The sequence below is a fragment of the Pseudomonas sp. OVF7 genome (genome assembly GCF_030644265.1).
Classification (GTDB): Bacteria; Pseudomonadota; Gammaproteobacteria; order Pseudomonadales; family Pseudomonadaceae; genus Aquipseudomonas; species Aquipseudomonas gorinensis.
In genome coordinates this window covers 425,082-439,941 of record NZ_CP128996.1, presented here as the reverse complement: position 1 = coordinate 439,941, position 14,860 = coordinate 425,082, and the positions used below count along the sequence as shown (strand labels likewise).

12 protein-coding genes are annotated in these 14,860 nt (G+C 62.5%); 5 read left to right on the top strand and 7 right to left on the bottom strand.

Translation table 11 applies throughout. The annotated features are described in order from the left end of the window. The first annotated feature begins 53 nt into the window (after nt 1-53). Nucleotides 54-1,214 (top strand): MFS transporter, encoded by a 1,161-nt coding sequence (locus QU606_RS01970; RefSeq protein WP_024077931.1) that lies wholly within the window; start codon nt 54-56, stop codon nt 1,212-1,214. A 306-nt stretch (nt 1,215-1,520) separates the two neighbouring features. Next, nucleotides 1,521-3,362 carry a dihydroxy-acid dehydratase gene (gene ilvD / locus QU606_RS01965; protein ID WP_024077932.1) on the top strand — a complete coding sequence of 614 codons (1,842 nt, stop codon included), beginning with the start codon at nt 1,521-1,523 and terminating at the stop codon, nt 3,360-3,362. A 128-nt stretch (nt 3,363-3,490) separates the two neighbouring features. On the opposite strand, the gene QU606_RS01960 is transcribed toward ilvD, so the two are convergent. Then, nucleotides 3,491-4,552, bottom strand: coding sequence for a hypothetical protein (locus tag QU606_RS01960; protein ID WP_024077933.1), 1,062 nt, complete (start codon nt 4,550-4,552; stop codon nt 3,491-3,493). Nucleotides 4,553-4,793: 241 nt separating this feature from the next. On the opposite strand from QU606_RS01960, the gene QU606_RS01955 reads away from it, so the two are divergent. After that, nucleotides 4,794-6,185 carry an L-cystine transporter gene (locus QU606_RS01955; RefSeq protein WP_024077934.1) on the top strand — a complete coding sequence of 464 codons (1,392 nt, stop codon included), beginning with the start codon at nt 4,794-4,796 and terminating at the stop codon, nt 6,183-6,185. 92 nt (nt 6,186-6,277) lie between these two features. Here the strand turns inward: QU606_RS01955 and QU606_RS01950 are convergent, their stop codons facing one another. Further along, entirely contained in the window at nt 6,278-6,790 is a 513-nt protein-coding gene (locus QU606_RS01950) for a dihydrofolate reductase (protein WP_150053771.1), read from the bottom strand. Between the two features lie 90 nt (nt 6,791-6,880). Here QU606_RS01950 and QU606_RS01945 point away from each other — a divergent pair, with 90 nt between their 5' ends. Beyond that, nucleotides 6,881-8,260 carry a DUF2868 domain-containing protein gene (locus tag QU606_RS01945; protein ID WP_069077226.1) on the top strand — a complete coding sequence of 460 codons (1,380 nt, stop codon included), beginning with the start codon at nt 6,881-6,883 and terminating at the stop codon, nt 8,258-8,260. Next, entirely contained in the window at nt 8,253-9,620 is a 1,368-nt protein-coding gene (locus QU606_RS01940) for a DUF3482 domain-containing protein (protein WP_024077937.1), read from the top strand. Before QU606_RS01945 ends, QU606_RS01940 begins: the two co-directional genes overlap by 8 nt. Before the next feature lie 5 nt (nt 9,621-9,625). Here the strand turns inward: QU606_RS01940 and QU606_RS01935 are convergent, their stop codons facing one another. From QU606_RS01935 to QU606_RS01915, 5 genes are all read right to left on the bottom strand, one after another. Further along, on the bottom strand, nt 9,626-10,168 hold the full coding sequence (locus tag QU606_RS01935; RefSeq protein ID WP_069077227.1) for a hypothetical protein: 543 nt from the start codon (nt 10,166-10,168) through the stop codon (nt 9,626-9,628). A 93-nt stretch (nt 10,169-10,261) separates the two neighbouring features. Then, a complete protein-coding gene (locus QU606_RS01930) occupies nt 10,262-10,816 on the bottom strand; it encodes a phosphonate degradation HD-domain oxygenase (protein ID WP_102624185.1) in 555 nt (184 codons plus the stop codon). Beyond that, on the bottom strand, nt 10,816-11,949 hold the full coding sequence (locus QU606_RS01925; protein ID WP_304998061.1) for a TIGR03364 family FAD-dependent oxidoreductase: 1,134 nt from the start codon (nt 11,947-11,949) through the stop codon (nt 10,816-10,818). The genes QU606_RS01930 and QU606_RS01925 overlap by 1 nt, the downstream gene beginning before the upstream one ends. 150 nt (nt 11,950-12,099) lie before the next feature. Then, on the bottom strand, nt 12,100-13,125 hold the full coding sequence (locus QU606_RS01920) for a putative 2-aminoethylphosphonate ABC transporter substrate-binding protein (RefSeq protein WP_024077941.1): 1,026 nt from the start codon (nt 13,123-13,125) through the stop codon (nt 12,100-12,102). Between the two features lie 22 nt (nt 13,126-13,147). Continuing rightward, nucleotides 13,148-14,860, bottom strand: a complete 1,713-nt coding sequence (locus QU606_RS01915; RefSeq protein ID WP_041161047.1) for a putative 2-aminoethylphosphonate ABC transporter permease subunit — start codon at nt 14,858-14,860, stop codon at nt 13,148-13,150.

Below are 14,860 nucleotides of genomic sequence, written 5' to 3'. Positions count from 1 at the left end.
CATCTTTCGCAGACTAGTATCGGTTTCTGGTTTTACTCCGGAAAACAAAAACAATGTCTGGGCCCACCCTCTCCCGCTTTATCCTCATCACCTGCATTTCACTGATCAGCTTCTTCCCTATCAACATCCTACTGCCCTCTTTCCCCGCGCTGGCAACCCGGTTTGACACGCCCAGCGCAGACATCGCGCTGTCCATCAGCCTGTTCACCCTGGTCTTTTCCATCTCTCAACTGGTCACCGGTCCGCTTTCGGATAAATGGGGGCGCAAGAACGTGCTGCTCGGCTGCATCACGTTGTCGATTGTCGGAGCAATAGGCTGCGCACTGGCGTCGAATTACCTGACCTTCCTGCTGTTTCGCGCGGTGCAGGCCATGGGCTGTGGATTCTTTGTATTGGGCCATGCACTGGTGGAAGACCTGTTCGACGAACAGGACCGAGTCCGGGTGCGCCTCTATTACATGACCCTGAGCGGCTCGTTTGTCGCATTGTCACCGCTGATCGGCTCCTGGCTGCAAACCACCTTCGACTGGCAAGGGAGCTTCTATGCGTTCGCACTTATGGCATTGGGCATGTTTCTCCATGCGTTTTGCATCCTGCCTTCCAAGGCTGCCAGCCCTCACAGCGCGCCCGTCTCGATCCCAGGCACGCTCAAGGCGGTCGCGGCCAATCGCGACTTCCTGCGCTACTGGTGGATCGCCGCCCTGGTGTTTGCCTGCTACTTCGCCTTGATCAGCGTGACACCGCTGATTTTCATGGATGCGCTGAAGCTTTCCGAATATCAGTACGCGCTGGTGCTGATGGTGTACGGCGCGGCTTATCTCCTCGGCGGAGTGGCAGCCTCGTACCTGCAAAAACTTATCGCGCTGTCCCGGCAAATCAATATCGGTCTTGGGTTGTTGCTGGTCGCGGGTGTGCTGCTGGCGCTGATTATCATCTTTGAAGCCATTACCACAGTGACCCTGCTCATTCCGATGATGATCAGCGCACTGGCGGTCACCCTGATTCGTCCCGCCGCAATTTCGGCGGCGATGCTGTTGTTTTCAAGCAGCGCGGGCACAGCAGCATCAGCAGGAAATAGCATCATGTTCTTCACCGCCGCCGTCAGCAGCGCAGCGCTTGCGCAAACCGGCAGTCATTTGCTGATGACGATTGCCGTGAGCTTTATCATCTTCAGCCTGTGGGGTTGGCTGACCAATGCGCGGGTCGGACACTGACACTGTCCCCCTGTAGGAGCGAGCTCGCTCGCGAAAAACTCATAGACGACTCGGGCCATCTGATAGCGCTGCGTTATCGTTGACGTTTTTCGCGAGCAAGCTCCCTCCTACAGGAAGACGGTGTAGAATCGGCCCTATTCATCGCCAGTCATCCCCCGGCGGGTTTATGAGCTCGAGGCCCAAGCACGCGGCGATCCCGCGACGCGAGTGGCAACTTCCGGACACACGGCCATTTTTCGGGTGTTCCAGTAGTGAAATAGAAGCTCACTCCCCTTTAGTACTTGATTAGCCGCCCGGAGTGCTCCAATGCCTGATTACCGCTCGAAAACATCCACCCACGGTCGCAACATGGCCGGCGCCCGCGCGCTGTGGCGTGCCACTGGGATGAAAGATGACGACTTCAAGAAGCCGATCATCGCGATTGCCAACTCGTTCACCCAGTTCGTACCGGGTCACGTGCACCTCAAGGACCTGGGCCAGTTGGTCGCCCGCGAGATCGAACGCGCTGGCGGCGTGGCCAAGGAATTCAACACCATCGCCGTGGATGACGGCATCGCCATGGGCCATGACGGCATGCTGTACTCGCTGCCGAGCCGCGAGATCATCGCCGATTCCGTCGAGTACATGGTCAACGCCCACTGCGCAGACGCCATCGTCTGCATCTCGAACTGCGACAAGATCACCCCCGGCATGCTGATGGCCGCCCTGCGCCTGAATGTGCCGGTGATCTTCGTCTCCGGCGGCCCGATGGAAGCCGGCAAGACCAAGCTGGCCTCCCACGGCCTCGACCTGGTCGACGCCATGGTCATCGCCGCCGATTCCAGCGCTTCTGACGAGAAGGTCGCGGAATACGAGCGCAGCGCCTGCCCGACCTGCGGTTCGTGCTCCGGCATGTTCACCGCCAACTCGATGAACTGCCTGGTGGAAGCCCTGGGCCTGGCCTTGCCGGGCAACGGTTCGACACTGGCCACCCACAGCGACCGCGAGCAACTGTTCCTGCAGGCCGGCCGCACCATCGTCGAGCTGTGCAAGCGTTACTACGGCGAGAACGATGAGTCGGTATTGCCGCGCAATATCGCCAACTTCAAGGCGTTCGAAAACGCCATGACCCTGGACATCGCCATGGGCGGTTCCACCAACACCATCCTGCACTTGCTGGCCGCGGCCCAGGAAGCCGAGATCGATTTCGACCTGCGCGACATCGACCGTCTGTCCCGCCACGTGCCGCAACTGTGCAAGGTCGCGCCGAACATCCAGAAGTACCACATGGAAGACGTGCACCGCGCCGGCGGGATCTTCTCCATCCTGGGCTCCCTGGCCCGTGGCGGCCTGCTGCACACCGACCTGCCGACCGTACACAGCAAGTCCCTCGCCGAAGGCATCGCCAAGTGGGACATCACCCTCACGGACGACGAAGCCGTGCACACCTTCTTCAAGGCCGGCCCGGCGGGTATCCCGACCCAGACCGCGTTCAGCCAGTCGACCCGCTGGGACACCCTCGACGACGACCGTGAAAACGGCTGCATCCGCAGCGTCGAGCACGCCTACTCGAAAGAGGGCGGCCTGGCTGTGCTGTACGGCAACATCGCCCTGGACGGCTGCGTGGTGAAAACCGCCGGCGTGGATGAGTCGATCCACGTGTTCGAAGGCAACGCCAAGATCTTCGAAAGCCAGGACAGCGCGGTACGCGGCATCCTCGCCGACGAAGTCAAGGAAGGCGACATCGTGATCATCCGCTACGAAGGCCCGAAAGGCGGCCCGGGTATGCAGGAGATGCTCTACCCGACGTCCTACCTGAAATCCAAGGGCCTGGGCAAAGCCTGTGCCCTGCTGACCGACGGCCGCTTCTCCGGCGGCACCTCGGGCCTGTCCATCGGCCACGCTTCGCCAGAAGCCGCTGCTGGCGGCGCGATCGGCCTGGTGCAGGATGGCGACAAGGTGCTGATCGACATTCCGAACCGTTCGATCAACCTGTTGATCAGCGACGAAGAACTGGCTGCGCGCCGGGTCGAGCAGGACAAGAAAGGCTGGAAACCGGTGGAGAAGCGTCCGCGCAAAGTCACCACGGCGCTGAAAGCCTATGCCCTGCTGGCCACCAGTGCCGACAAGGGCGCGGTGCGTAACAAGGCGATGCTCGACGGCCTGTAAGCCTCGCGCATAAAAATGCCCCGCCAAGTGCGGGGCATTTTTTTGCCTGGAACAACTCTTCAAAACACTGAAGATCAACTGTGGGAGGGGGCTTGCCCCCTCCCACATTTTTGACCGCATTCGGCCCGTTACTGGATTTCGTCAGGCTTGACGATCACCCAGTTCTTGTCCGCTGTCACCGGCAACCCTTCCTTGGCCTGCGCTGCCGCGTGCTTGGCGATCATGCCGTTGAGCTGGGTCATGTACTTGTCCTTGCGGTTGACCCACAGATGGATGCCGCCCTTGGCCACGTCCACATCGTGGAACAGCATGTAGCCGTCGCTGGTCGGGGTATCGCCACCGACGATCACCGGTTTTTTCCATTCGTCGATGTAGGTCAGGATTGCGGCGTGTTTGCCGGCCATCCAGGTGGCGGGGGTCCACAGGTACGGGGTCAGTTCCAGGCCGAGGTTGGCTTTCTCGTCATATTTACCGGCGCTGATCTGCTTGCGCGCCGTGGTCAGCTCGCCGGTCTTGCGGTCCTTGAGCAAGGTGGTCACGCCGATGACGTTCTCGGGCTTGACGTTATAGCCGTACTTCGGATCGGCGGCGACCATGCGCACCAGCTCTTCCGAGGCAGCGGTCATCACGTACACCTCGATGCCGTTTTCCATCAGTTTGTTGTACAGCTCGGCCTGGCCGGTGAAGACTTTCGGCGGCTGTACTTCGGAGTTCTTCACCACGTCGCCTTCGAAGTAGCTGACCGGTACCGGCTTGCCGGAGGCCATCAACTCATCGACCTGAACCTTGAGCTCCTTGAGGGTAAAACCTGCAAACACTTGGGCGACCCACGGGTAGCAGACCATGTCGTCCACTTCGCAGAGGCGATAGTAGTAACTGAACAGGCTTTCCTTATGGTCGGCGGTGTCTTTGAACGGGATGAGCTTGAGCGACGGATCGAGCGTGTCGCGGGTGATCAGGCCCTTGTTTTCCATGTAGGGCAGCAGGGACTCTTCGAGGTCGTAGCGATAGCTGGTGTTGTCCATGTCGAACACCGCAAAGTTACCTTTGTTGGCATTGGCGGCGATCATTTCGTCCAGTTGCTTGGCGGCGGGTGCCGGCCAGTGTTTCAACTCGGTGGCGGCGAACGCCTGGCTGGCGAGGCCTAGGCAGAATGCGGCGGATACCAGTAGTTTCGGTACGAGCTTCATAGGCGTTGTCTCCCTGAGTGAAAGACATCGACGCTAACAAATCTCTGTGACAGTTACCGCCCGAGCACGACCGCCTCCATCGCGATTGCGTCAATGGCATGTGCCTGAGCGTCAAACGCTTATTCCAAAAACGACAGACGCCATTCCATATCGGTATTAAATCATTATATTTCAAGCTGTTAGGCTTCCCGGTTCGCAATCGCAGGCTCACGCGATTGGCTGCCTTCTCAACGGAGCTTCAATGAATCTGCCCCTGATTCTCAACTTACTGGTGTTCGTGGCCTTGCTATTGGGCCTGGCACAAACCCGTCGCACCCACTGGAGCCTCGCCAAGAAGGTTCTGTTCGCCCTGGTACTGGGCGTGGCGTTCGGTGTGGCCCTGCACGCCATTTATGGCGCCGGCAACCCGGTGCTCAAGGCCTCCATCGGCTGGTTCGACCTGGTCGGCAATGGTTATGTGCAGTTGCTGCAGATGATCGTGATCCCGCTGGTGTTCGCCTCGATCCTCAGTGCCGTGGCGCGCCTGCATAACGCCGCGTCCCTGGGCAAGATCAGCTTCCTGACCATCGGCACGCTGCTGTTCACCACGGCGATTGCAGCCCTGATCGGCATCGGCCTGACCAACCTGTTCGGCCTCACCGCCGAAGGCCTGGTGGCCGGCACCCAGGAAATGGCGCGCCTGCAAGTCATCCAGAGCGATTACGCGGGCAAGGTCGCCGACCTGAATATCCCGCAGTTGCTGCTCTCATTCGTGCCGGCCAACCCGTTCGCCGACCTGGCGCGGGCCAAGCCGACGTCGATCATCAGTGTGGTGATCTTCGCCGCATTCCTAGGGGTTGCCGCGCTGCAACTGCTCAAGGATGACGTGGAGAAAGGCCAGAAAGTGCTCAACGCCATCGACACCCTGCAAGCCTGGGTGATGCGCCTGGTGCGCCTGGTGATGAAGCTGACGCCCTACGGTGTATTGGCGCTGATGACCAAGGTGGTCGCCAGCTCCAACCTGCAAGACATCATCAAGCTCGGCAGTTTTGTCGTGGTCTCGTACCTGGCCCTGGGGTTGATGTTCGTGGTGCATGGCCTGCTGCTGTCGCTGGCCGGGATCAACCCGCTGCGCTTCTTCCGCAAGGTGTGGCCGGTGCTGACCTTTGCCTTTACCAGCCGCTCCAGCGCGGCGGCGATCCCGCTGAGCATCGAAGCGCAGACCCGTCGCCTGGGGATCCCGCACTCCATCGCCGGTTTCGCCGCCTCGTTCGGCGCCACCATCGGCCAGAACGGCTGCGCCGGCCTCTACCCTGCCATGTTGGCGGTGATGGTCGCGCCGACCGTGGGCATCAACCCGCTGGACCCGCTGTGGATCGCGACCCTGGTGGCCATTGTGACCTTAAGCTCGGCCGGTGTGGCGGGCGTGGGTGGCGGTGCGACATTCGCCGCACTGATCGTATTGCCAGCCATGGGCTTGCCGGTGTCACTGGTGGCGCTGCTGATTTCCGTGGAGCCGCTGATCGACATGGGCCGCACGGCGTTGAACGTGAATGGTTCGATGACAGCGGGGGCGATTACCAGCCAGATCATGCAGCAGACGGATAAAGCGCTGTTGGATGCCGATGAGCATGCCGAATTAGCGCAGGCCTGATAGACCGCCATCGGGGGCAAGCCCCCCACAGTTGATCGAGTTCCAACATGAGAATGCGGTCGAATGTGGGAGGGGGCTTGCCCCCGATGCTTTTAGACTTTTTCCCAGACTTCGAAGGTGTAAGCCGGCTTATCACCTTCGGCTGGGTTCGGCAGATTGGAGACCAACGTCCACTGGTTCGTATCAAACTCCGGAAACCACGCATCCCCATCCGGGCTCAACGCCACCCGCGTCAAATACAGGCGATCCGCCTGCGCCAGCCCCTGCTCATACAGCTGCGCGCCGCCGATCAGCATCAGCTCATCCACGCCCTGCTCCAGCGCCCAGGCCTCAGCCCGCGCCACGGCGGCATCGAGTGACGGAAAAACTTCCGCACCTTCAAGCGCCAGATCGGTCTGACGACTGACCACAATGTTCAAGCGCCCCGGCAGCGGTCGGCCCAGGGAATCCCAGGTCTTGCGCCCCATGATGATCGGCTTGCCCAGGGTGGTGGCCTTGAAATATTTGAAATCCCCCGGCAAATGCCAGGGCATGCTGTTGTCGACGCCGATCACACGGTTTTCACCGAGGGCCGCGATCAGGCTTAAAGGGAGAGTTTTTTTCATGGCGACGAGAATACCAGAGCAGCACGCCGCGTACCCCAACCAGGTGCACAGCGGTTATGCTCCAGGCTCACGAACACAACAGGACGGCGCGTGACTGCACTGACCCCCCTGCACACACTCTGGCTGACGGAAACCGTGCGCCTGCGTGAAGAACACGCCGGCCCCTTGGAAGACCTCGAAGCCAACCGCCTGGCCCGTACGGCCGGCGGCGATCTGCCGACGCGCATCCAGCAGCGCGCTCTGCACCTGGCCGAGCGCGATGGCCTGACGGCGGCCCTTGCTCGCTGGCTGCAAGGTGCGCGCCTGGCGCTGCTGCTGCTGGCAATAGTCGCAGTGATCAGCGGTGCCGGCCTGGCCTTTGCCGCGCTGGGTAACGGCTTGATCCCGGTGAACGTATTCTGGGCCCTGGGCAGCCTGCTCGGCTTAAACCTGATCCTGTTAATCAGCTGGGCTTTGGGCCTGCTGTTTGCCGGCGAACACAGCGCCAGCCTGGGGCGACTGTGGTTGTGGCTCAGCGAAAAGCTCGCCCGTGACGCCAAGGCCGCACAACTGGCGCCAGCGCTTTTACTGCTGCTGCAACGACAGAAACTCAATCGCTGGGCGGTCGGTGTGCTGGTCAACAGCCTGTGGGTGTTGGCGCTGCTCAGTGCCCTAGTGATTCTGCTGACGCTGCTCGCTACCCGCCGCTACGGCTTTGTGTGGGAAACCACCATTCTGGGCGCCGATACCTTTGTCGCCGTCACCCAGGCCCTCGGCACCCTGCCCGCCCTGCTGGGCTTCAATGTGCCAACCGTCGACATGATCCGCGCCAGCGGCGATTCCGCGCTGAATATCGAAAGCGCCCGCCAAGCCTGGGCCGCCTGGCTGGTGGGCGTGCTGCTGGTCTATGGCTTGATGCCCCGCTTGATCCTCGCCCTGCTGTGCCTGTGGCGCTGGAAACGCGGGCGCGCCGCCCTGCGCCTGGACCTCAACCTGCCCGGCTACAGCCAGTTGCGCGAACGCCTGATGCCGAGCAGCGAGCGCCTTGGGGTCAACGATGCCGCGCCCGAACAGCTGCACCACGTCAGCGGCGGCGTCAGTGAATTGGAAAGCGATGGCGCGCTGCTGGTGGCCATCGAGCTGGACGACCAGCACCCCTGGCCGCCCAAGCTGCCCTCCAGCGTCAAGAACGCCGGCATCCTCGACAGCCGCGAATCGCGCAACAAGCTGCTGGAACAACTCGCCCGCTTTCCACCTGCGCGCCTGGCCATCGCCTGCGATCCACGCCGCTCGCCGGACCGCGGCAGCCTGGCGCTGATCGCCGAGCTGGCACGCAGCGCCAGCGCTACCCGGGTGTGGCTGCTGCAAGCCCCGCCCGGCCAGGCGCTGGATGCCGAGCGCCTGGGCGACTGGCACGCCGCGCTGCAACAGCTTGAACTACCGTTCGCCGATTGCGCGCCGCTGAACTGGCTGGAGACCGGTCATGACTAAACCGCTGAAACTCGCCGTGGTCGGCCACACCAACGTCGGCAAGACCTCCCTGCTGCGCACGCTGACCCGTGACGTCGGCTTCGGCGAAGTCTCCCATCGCCCCAGCACCACACGCCATGTCGAAGGCGCGCGTTTGTCGGTGGATGGCGAAGCCTTGCTGGAGCTTTACGACACCCCCGGCCTGGAAGATGCCATCGCCCTGCTCGACTACCTGGAGCGCCTGGAACGCCCCGGCGAACGCCTGGACGGCCCTGCACGCCTGGTGCGGTTTCTGGACGGCAGCGAAGCGCGCCAGCGGTTCGAACAGGAAGCCAAGGTGCTGCGCCAGTTGCTCGCCTCCGACGCCGGCCTGTATGTGATCGACGCCCGCGAGCCGGTGCTGGCCAAGTATCGCGATGAACTGCAAGTGCTGGCCAGCTGCGGCAAACCGCTGCTGCCCGTACTCAACTTTGTCAGCAGCAACGACCACCGCGAGCCGGACTGGCGCGAAGCCCTGGCCCGCCTCGGCCTGCATGCGCTGGTGCGCTTTGACAGCGTGGCGCCGCCGGAAGACGGCGAACGGCGCTTGTATGAAAGCCTTGCCCTGCTGCTGGAAAACGCGCGGCCGCAACTGGAAAGGCTGATTCTCGATCAACACGCCCAACGCCAGGCTCGTCAGCAAAGCGCTGCGCGGTTGATTGCCGAATTGCTGATCGACTGCGCCGCTTGCCGCCGCAGCGTGGTCACCGAAGACGAACAGCAAGCCATCGGTGACCTGCGCAAAGCGGTGCGCCAGCGCGAACAAAAATGCGTGGAAGCCCTGCTCAAACTATTCGGCTTCCGCCCCCAGGATGCCGCCGCCAGCGACCTGCCCTTGCTCGACGGCCGCTGGGGTGATGACCTGTTCAACCCGGAAACCCTCAAGCAACTCGGCGTGCGCGTCGGAGGTGGCATCGCCGCAGGCGCTGCCGCGGGTGCCGGTGTGGACCTGCTGGTCGGTGGCCTGACGCTTGGCGCCGCCGCCCTGGCCGGCGCGATTGCCGGCGGCGCACTGCAAACCGCGCGCAGCTATGGCAGCCGACTGCTGGGCAAAATCAAAGGCCAGCGTGAGCTGACCGTCGACGATAGCGTGCTGCGCCTGCTCGCCCTGCGCCAACGCCAGTTGCTCAAGGCCCTTAACCTGCGCGGTCATGCGGCGATGCACAGCATCAAGGTCGACACGCCGCAGGACAAGACCTGGCGTGAAGGCAAGCTGCCGGAAGCCTTGCACAAGGCCCGCGCTCACCCGCAATGGTCGTCCCTCAACCCAAACGCCAAATTGAGCCAGGCCGAGCGTCAGGAGCAGGTCGAAGCCCTGGCCGCCCGACTCGATGAAGCCTGACCGGCTTATTGACGCGCGTACCACTCAAAGCCCAGAAAGGTCGTGCATAACGTGCGGATCAGCTCTTTATCGGCCTTGTCCGCAATACCGTCGCGGTCGATGTCACTGTTGGTAAACGATTCCAGCACCCCGTCGCCATCGCCGTCATAGGCCGCCGCCTTGTAGATCAGCGAACCCTTGCACTGCGACGCCGTGCGCTCTTGGAATTCCAGCTTGACCGCGTTGGGCGTGCCGGCCTTGGCGTAATGATCGACGTACAGCGTCAACGTGCGCTGCCAGTGGCTGCGCCGATTGAACCAGTTCAACTTCAAAAAGCAGTCGGCGAAAGTGTCCACCCGCTGTTTTTCCAGCCGACAGGGGCGGGTGACCGGGTTCAGATCGTCCGCCCATTGCAGGTCGACCCGACCGTCCGCGCTCATGTCCACGGCGAAGATCTCGTGGATCAGTTCATCGGGACGGCCAGCCTGCTGCTCATAGAAGTGCAGGATGACGGTGTCTGCCCGACCGTTGCCGCTCATGTCCTGGGCCGTCACTTTTAAGTAGCGCATCAGCGTTGCTCCTTGGATTGAAGAAGCAAGCCACCTTAGTGATCCGACCTCAGGGGCTCTAGGCGGCGCATCTGCATTTGGCGTAAGGCCAATCTACGCAGCCAGTAGCCGCGCGGCCTTGGCCTTGAGTAGCTGCAGGTCGAGCACCGGCACCTGCGCTTGCTTGGCCTGTTCGTCCCAGTGGCGCAGACGCAGACTGATCGCGTAGAGCGGGTCTTGCTCGAACGCCCGCGCTTCGTCAGGCGTCATTGCCCCGCCTTGATACGCCAGCGTGCGGCGGCTGGCTTCGCTCAACCGGGCGTAGTAGTCCGGCTGGCTGAAGGTCAGGTAGCGCTTGGCCTCGACGTGATATTCCACCAGCCGCGCCAGGCGCTCGCTGAAACCGACGCGGCGCAGGTAATCGGCGCCCAGCCGCTCATGGCTGGCCACGCCATAACCGCCCATGCTCTCGCCGCCCTGGCCGCAGAGATGGCCGATATCGTGGAAGAACGCCGCCAACACCACTTCATCATCAAAGCCCTCGGCCATGGCCAACTGAGCGGCTTGGGACATGTGCTCGATCTGCGACACCGGCTCGCCGATGTAATCCGCCGCGCCGTGCTGCTCGTACAAGCCAAACACCTCGGCGATTGCCTGTTCCGGGTTCATCATGCCGCCCCCCACAACGCACTGATATTTCGCTCGGCCATCGCCGGCCCCACGCTCATGCCTACACCGGTGTGCATCAACGCCGCGCTCACCCCTGGAGCAGCACGCAGGAATGAAAACGGTCCCGGCCCGCGCGAGCCATAGACACCCTGCCAGCGCTCCACCACCTGGATCCTGCACCCCAAGGCGTGCTCGGCCAGCTCAACCAACCAGTTATCCACGTGTTCGGCGTTGAACGGCGACGGATCGCTGCCGTAATCATGGGAATCGCCGATGATCAGCTCACCATGGGGCGTCGGGCTGATCAGCAGGTGGATGCCGTGTTCATGCAGGTACGGTGCCTCCCGCAGGATCTGCGCCTGTACCGCCGCCGCTTCCGGCAAGTCGGCAAACGCACCGTAGTGCACGCAACTGAGGCCGGTGAGCAAGGCGTGTTGCAGGTTAAGGTTGAGTGCAGGCCGGGCGCGCAGCATTTGCAGCCGGCAGATCTGCGGGTTGAGTTCGGCGATGGCCTCGGCCAGCAGGGTTTGGTAGTCATGGCCGGAACACACGATGATCTGCTCGCCACGAAAGCTGCCGGCCGTGCTGTGCAACTGGCCCGGTTCCACATCGCGCACCAGGGTGGAAAAGTGAAACTCCACCTTCAGTTCATGGCGAAGGTAGTTGATCAGCGCCGGGATCGCTTCGCGCGAATACAGTTGCTGATCGTCCTTGCCATGCAGCGCGGCGCGGTGATGGCGGAACTGGCCGCCGTACAGGTCCTTCATTGCCGCGCCTTGCAGCAGTTCGACGTGATAGCCGTGCTCCTGCGCGCGGCCGGCACAGAAGGCTTCCAGCAAATGTTCTTCCGCTTCGGTTCGCGCGAACAGGTAAGAACCATTGCGCTTGAGTTGCAGGCTGGCGAGTTGTGCCCATTGGCCCCAGATCGCGCGGCTCTCCCGAGCCAGGTCGAGCATCGGCCCCGGTGGTTGGCCAGTGACCAGCGCCTGGCCAAAGTTGCGCACGGAGGCGCCCAGCGGGGTGGCGCTGCGCTCGAACACCCTGACCTTGAGCCCGCGCCTGGCAGCGGCGTAGGCGTGGGACAGGCCGAGGATGCCGGCGCCGACGATCAGCAGGTCGCTGTGGTGTGTCATTGAGTGATGTCCTGTTTTCAAGACCGCTATCGGGGGCAAGCCCCCTCCCACAGTTGATCGAGTTCCAACATGAGAATGCGGTCGAATGTGGGAGGGGCGGGGCGACGATTCGACTTGCCCCCGATGAGGCCAGTAGCCCTAACGAAAGCCTTACTGACCCGCGACCTTCTCCGACTTGCCGTCATAGCGCTTACGCCACTCGGTCAAGATGCTGTCGCGATTCTTCGACGCCCAGCCAAAGTCGTTCTTGATCAGGCGCTGCTCGTAGTCGGCCGGCAGTTCGGTTTGCGGCTTGGCGATGCCAGGCTGGGCGAGGACCGCAAAATTTTCTTTGTACAGGTCCATCGCGGCGGGGCTGGCAGAGAAGTCGGCGAGTTTTTTCGCCGCATCGGCGTGGGCGGAACCCTTGATCACGGCGGTGGCTTCGATGTCCCAGCCCAGGCCTTCCTTCGGCAGGATGATGTCCAGCGGTGCGCCCTGGCGCTTGAGCTGCACGGCCGGGTACTCAAAGGAAATACCAATCGGGAATTCACCGGAAGCCGCCAGCTTGCAGGGCTTGGAGCCGGAGTGAACGTATTGGCCGATGTTCTGGTGCAAGTCGTCCATGTACTGCCAGCCCTGCTTCTCGCCGAAGGTTTGCAGCCAGGCGCTCACATCCAGGAAGCCGGTGCCGGACGATGCCGGGTTGGGCATGACGATCTTGCCCTTGTACTCGGGCTTGGTCAGGTCCTGCCAGCTCACCGGCTTGGTCAGGCCCTGTTTCTCGGCTTCGACAGTGTTGAAGCAAATGGTCGCGGCCCACACATCCATGCCGACCCAGGCCGGTGGGTTGGCGGCGTCACGGTAGTGCTTGCCGATCTTGTCCAGGTCCTTGGGCGCGTAGTTATCCAGCATGCCCTGCTGATCGAGAATCGCCAGGCTCGACGCGGCCAGGCCCCACACTACGTCGGCTTGCGGGCGAGCTTTTTCGGCCAGCAGCTTGGCGGTGATGATGCCGGTGGAGTCGCGCACCCATTTGATATCGATATCCGGGTTGGCCTTCTCGAAGGCCTGCTTGTAGGTCTTCAACTGCTCGGCTTCGAGGGCCGTGTACACGGTCAGCTCGGTTTTCGCGGCAAAGGCATTCAGGCTGAATACGCTGAGTACAGCAGCGGCCAGCGCCAGGGGCTTGAACATGGTGCACTTCCTTTATCGAGGGTTATTGACCGGGCGCGGTTTGACGCCAGGCTTGGGAGCGACGCAACAGGCCGCGTGAGGCCCACGCCAGCAGCAGCGAGACGGCGGCCGAAGTGAACAGGATCAGGGTCGACATCGCCGCCGCGCCGCCCACGTTGCCGGCGTCGTCCATGTTCAGCACGGCGACGGCGGCGAGAATGGTGTCGGGGCTGTAGAGAAAAATTGCCGCCGACACCGTGGTCATCGCCGACACAAACAGGTAGCGCACGATATCCAGCAGTGCCGGCAGGCAAATCGGCACGGTCACCCGCAGGTAGTGGCGATAAAGCGGCGCCTTGAGGGACAGCGCAGCGGCTTCGAACTCGGCGTCCAGCTGGCGCAGGGCAGTGGTCGCGGTCATCTGGGCAGTGGTCAGGTAGTGCGCGATGGTGCACACCACCAGCAAGGTCATGGTCCCGTAGAACACATGCAGCGGGTTGCCGTTGAGGTTGAAGAAGAACACATAACCCAGGCCCAACACCAAGCCCGGCACGGCCATCGGCACAAAACTGAGCAGGCGCAGCGCCAGGTTGAGGCCCTTCTGGCCCTGGGTCTTTTCCATCAGGTAGGCGCCGGTGAAGATCAGCACGCTGCCGATCAACGCGGTGCACAGTGCCAGGGTCAGGCTGTTGCGATAGGCCAGCCAGCCGCCGCCGGCCGTGTCTTCGAACTGGTAGTGGTTGAGCGACAGCGACAGGTTGTACGGCCAGAACTTCACCAGCGAGGAGTACACCGCCATGCCGAACACCAGCAGCAACACGGCACACATCCCCAGCACAATGGCCAGGTAGCAGGCGTCCCGCAGCCGCGATGGCGCGGGTTGGAACACCTGGGCGCGGCCACTCATCGAATCACCCTGCCGACGACGTAACCAGGCGTCCACGCCAAAGCTGAACAGCGCCGGCAGCAGCAACACCATGCCAATCAACGCACCGCGGCCGAACTGTTGCTGGCCCACCACCGCCTTGTAGGCTTCCAGCGCCAACACCTGGTAATCGCCGCCGACCACCACGGGCACGCCGAAGTCGGTGATGGTCAAGGTGAACACCAGGCAGAACGCGGCGAACACCGCCTGGCGCGTGGCCGGCCAGGTGATGCTGCGAAATGCTCGGGCGGGGCTGGCGCCCATGCTCGATGCCGCGTCGAATAACCGCGCATCCGCCAAGGAAAGCGCTGACAACAGGATCATCAAGGCATGTGGGAAGGTGTAGATCACTTCGCCGAGGACAATGCCCCAGAAGCCGTAGATATTCTCCGAGAGCAGGCCACGTAACAGGCCCTGGTTACCAAACAGGTACACCAATGCAATCCCCGGCAGCATCGACGGTGCCATCAACGGCAGTAACGACAGGCCACGCCAGATGGCCTTGCCGGGAATCAGGGTGCGTTGCAGCGCGTAGGCAAACAGGTAGGCCAGCGGTACGACGATAGCCGCCACGCTAAGGGAAACTTTCAGGCTATTGCCCAACAGCCAATGAAAGTTGGCGCTGCTCACCAGCTCTCGCGCAGCGACCAGGCCACCGCCCTGCCCCGCCTCGCTGCTGAAGCCACGCCAGAAGATCGCCAACAGCGGTAGCAGGACCGCGACACCCAGCAGGCACAGCCACAACAGTTTGCCGCCGAGCACAAAAAGGCGGTCGCCGGTTTCCGCACGGGAAACCTGGCGCGGTATCGGCAAGCTCATATCAACGGCCAT

Bases quoted from the DNA above. Each gene is read 5' to 3' on its own strand.
- ilvD (WP_024077932.1), top strand. From the start codon at position 1,521: ATGCCTGATTACCGCTCGAAAACATCCACCCACGGTCGCAACATGGCC.
- QU606_RS01930 (WP_102624185.1), bottom strand. From the start codon at position 10,816: ATGAACCCGGAACAGGCAATCGCCGAGGTGTTTGGCTTGTACGAGCAG.
- QU606_RS01955 (WP_024077934.1), top strand. From the start codon at position 4,794: ATGAATCTGCCCCTGATTCTCAACTTACTGGTGTTCGTGGCCTTGCTA.
- QU606_RS01915 (WP_041161047.1), bottom strand. From the start codon at position 14,860: ATGGCCGTTGATATGAGCTTGCCGATACCGCGCCAGGTTTCCCGTGCG.
- QU606_RS01970 (WP_024077931.1), top strand. From the start codon at position 54: ATGTCTGGGCCCACCCTCTCCCGCTTTATCCTCATCACCTGCATTTCA.
- QU606_RS01950 (WP_150053771.1), bottom strand. From the start codon at position 6,790: ATGAAAAAAACTCTCCCTTTAAGCCTGATCGCGGCCCTCGGTGAAAAC.
- QU606_RS01960 (WP_024077933.1), bottom strand. From the start codon at position 4,552: ATGAAGCTCGTACCGAAACTACTGGTATCCGCCGCATTCTGCCTAGGC.
- QU606_RS01940 (WP_024077937.1), top strand. From the start codon at position 8,253: ATGACTAAACCGCTGAAACTCGCCGTGGTCGGCCACACCAACGTCGGC.
- QU606_RS01935 (WP_069077227.1), bottom strand. From the start codon at position 10,168: ATGCGCTACTTAAAAGTGACGGCCCAGGACATGAGCGGCAACGGTCGG.
- QU606_RS01920 (WP_024077941.1), bottom strand. From the start codon at position 13,125: ATGTTCAAGCCCCTGGCGCTGGCCGCTGCTGTACTCAGCGTATTCAGC.
- QU606_RS01925 (WP_304998061.1), bottom strand. From the start codon at position 11,949: ATGACACACCACAGCGACCTGCTGATCGTCGGCGCCGGCATCCTCGGC.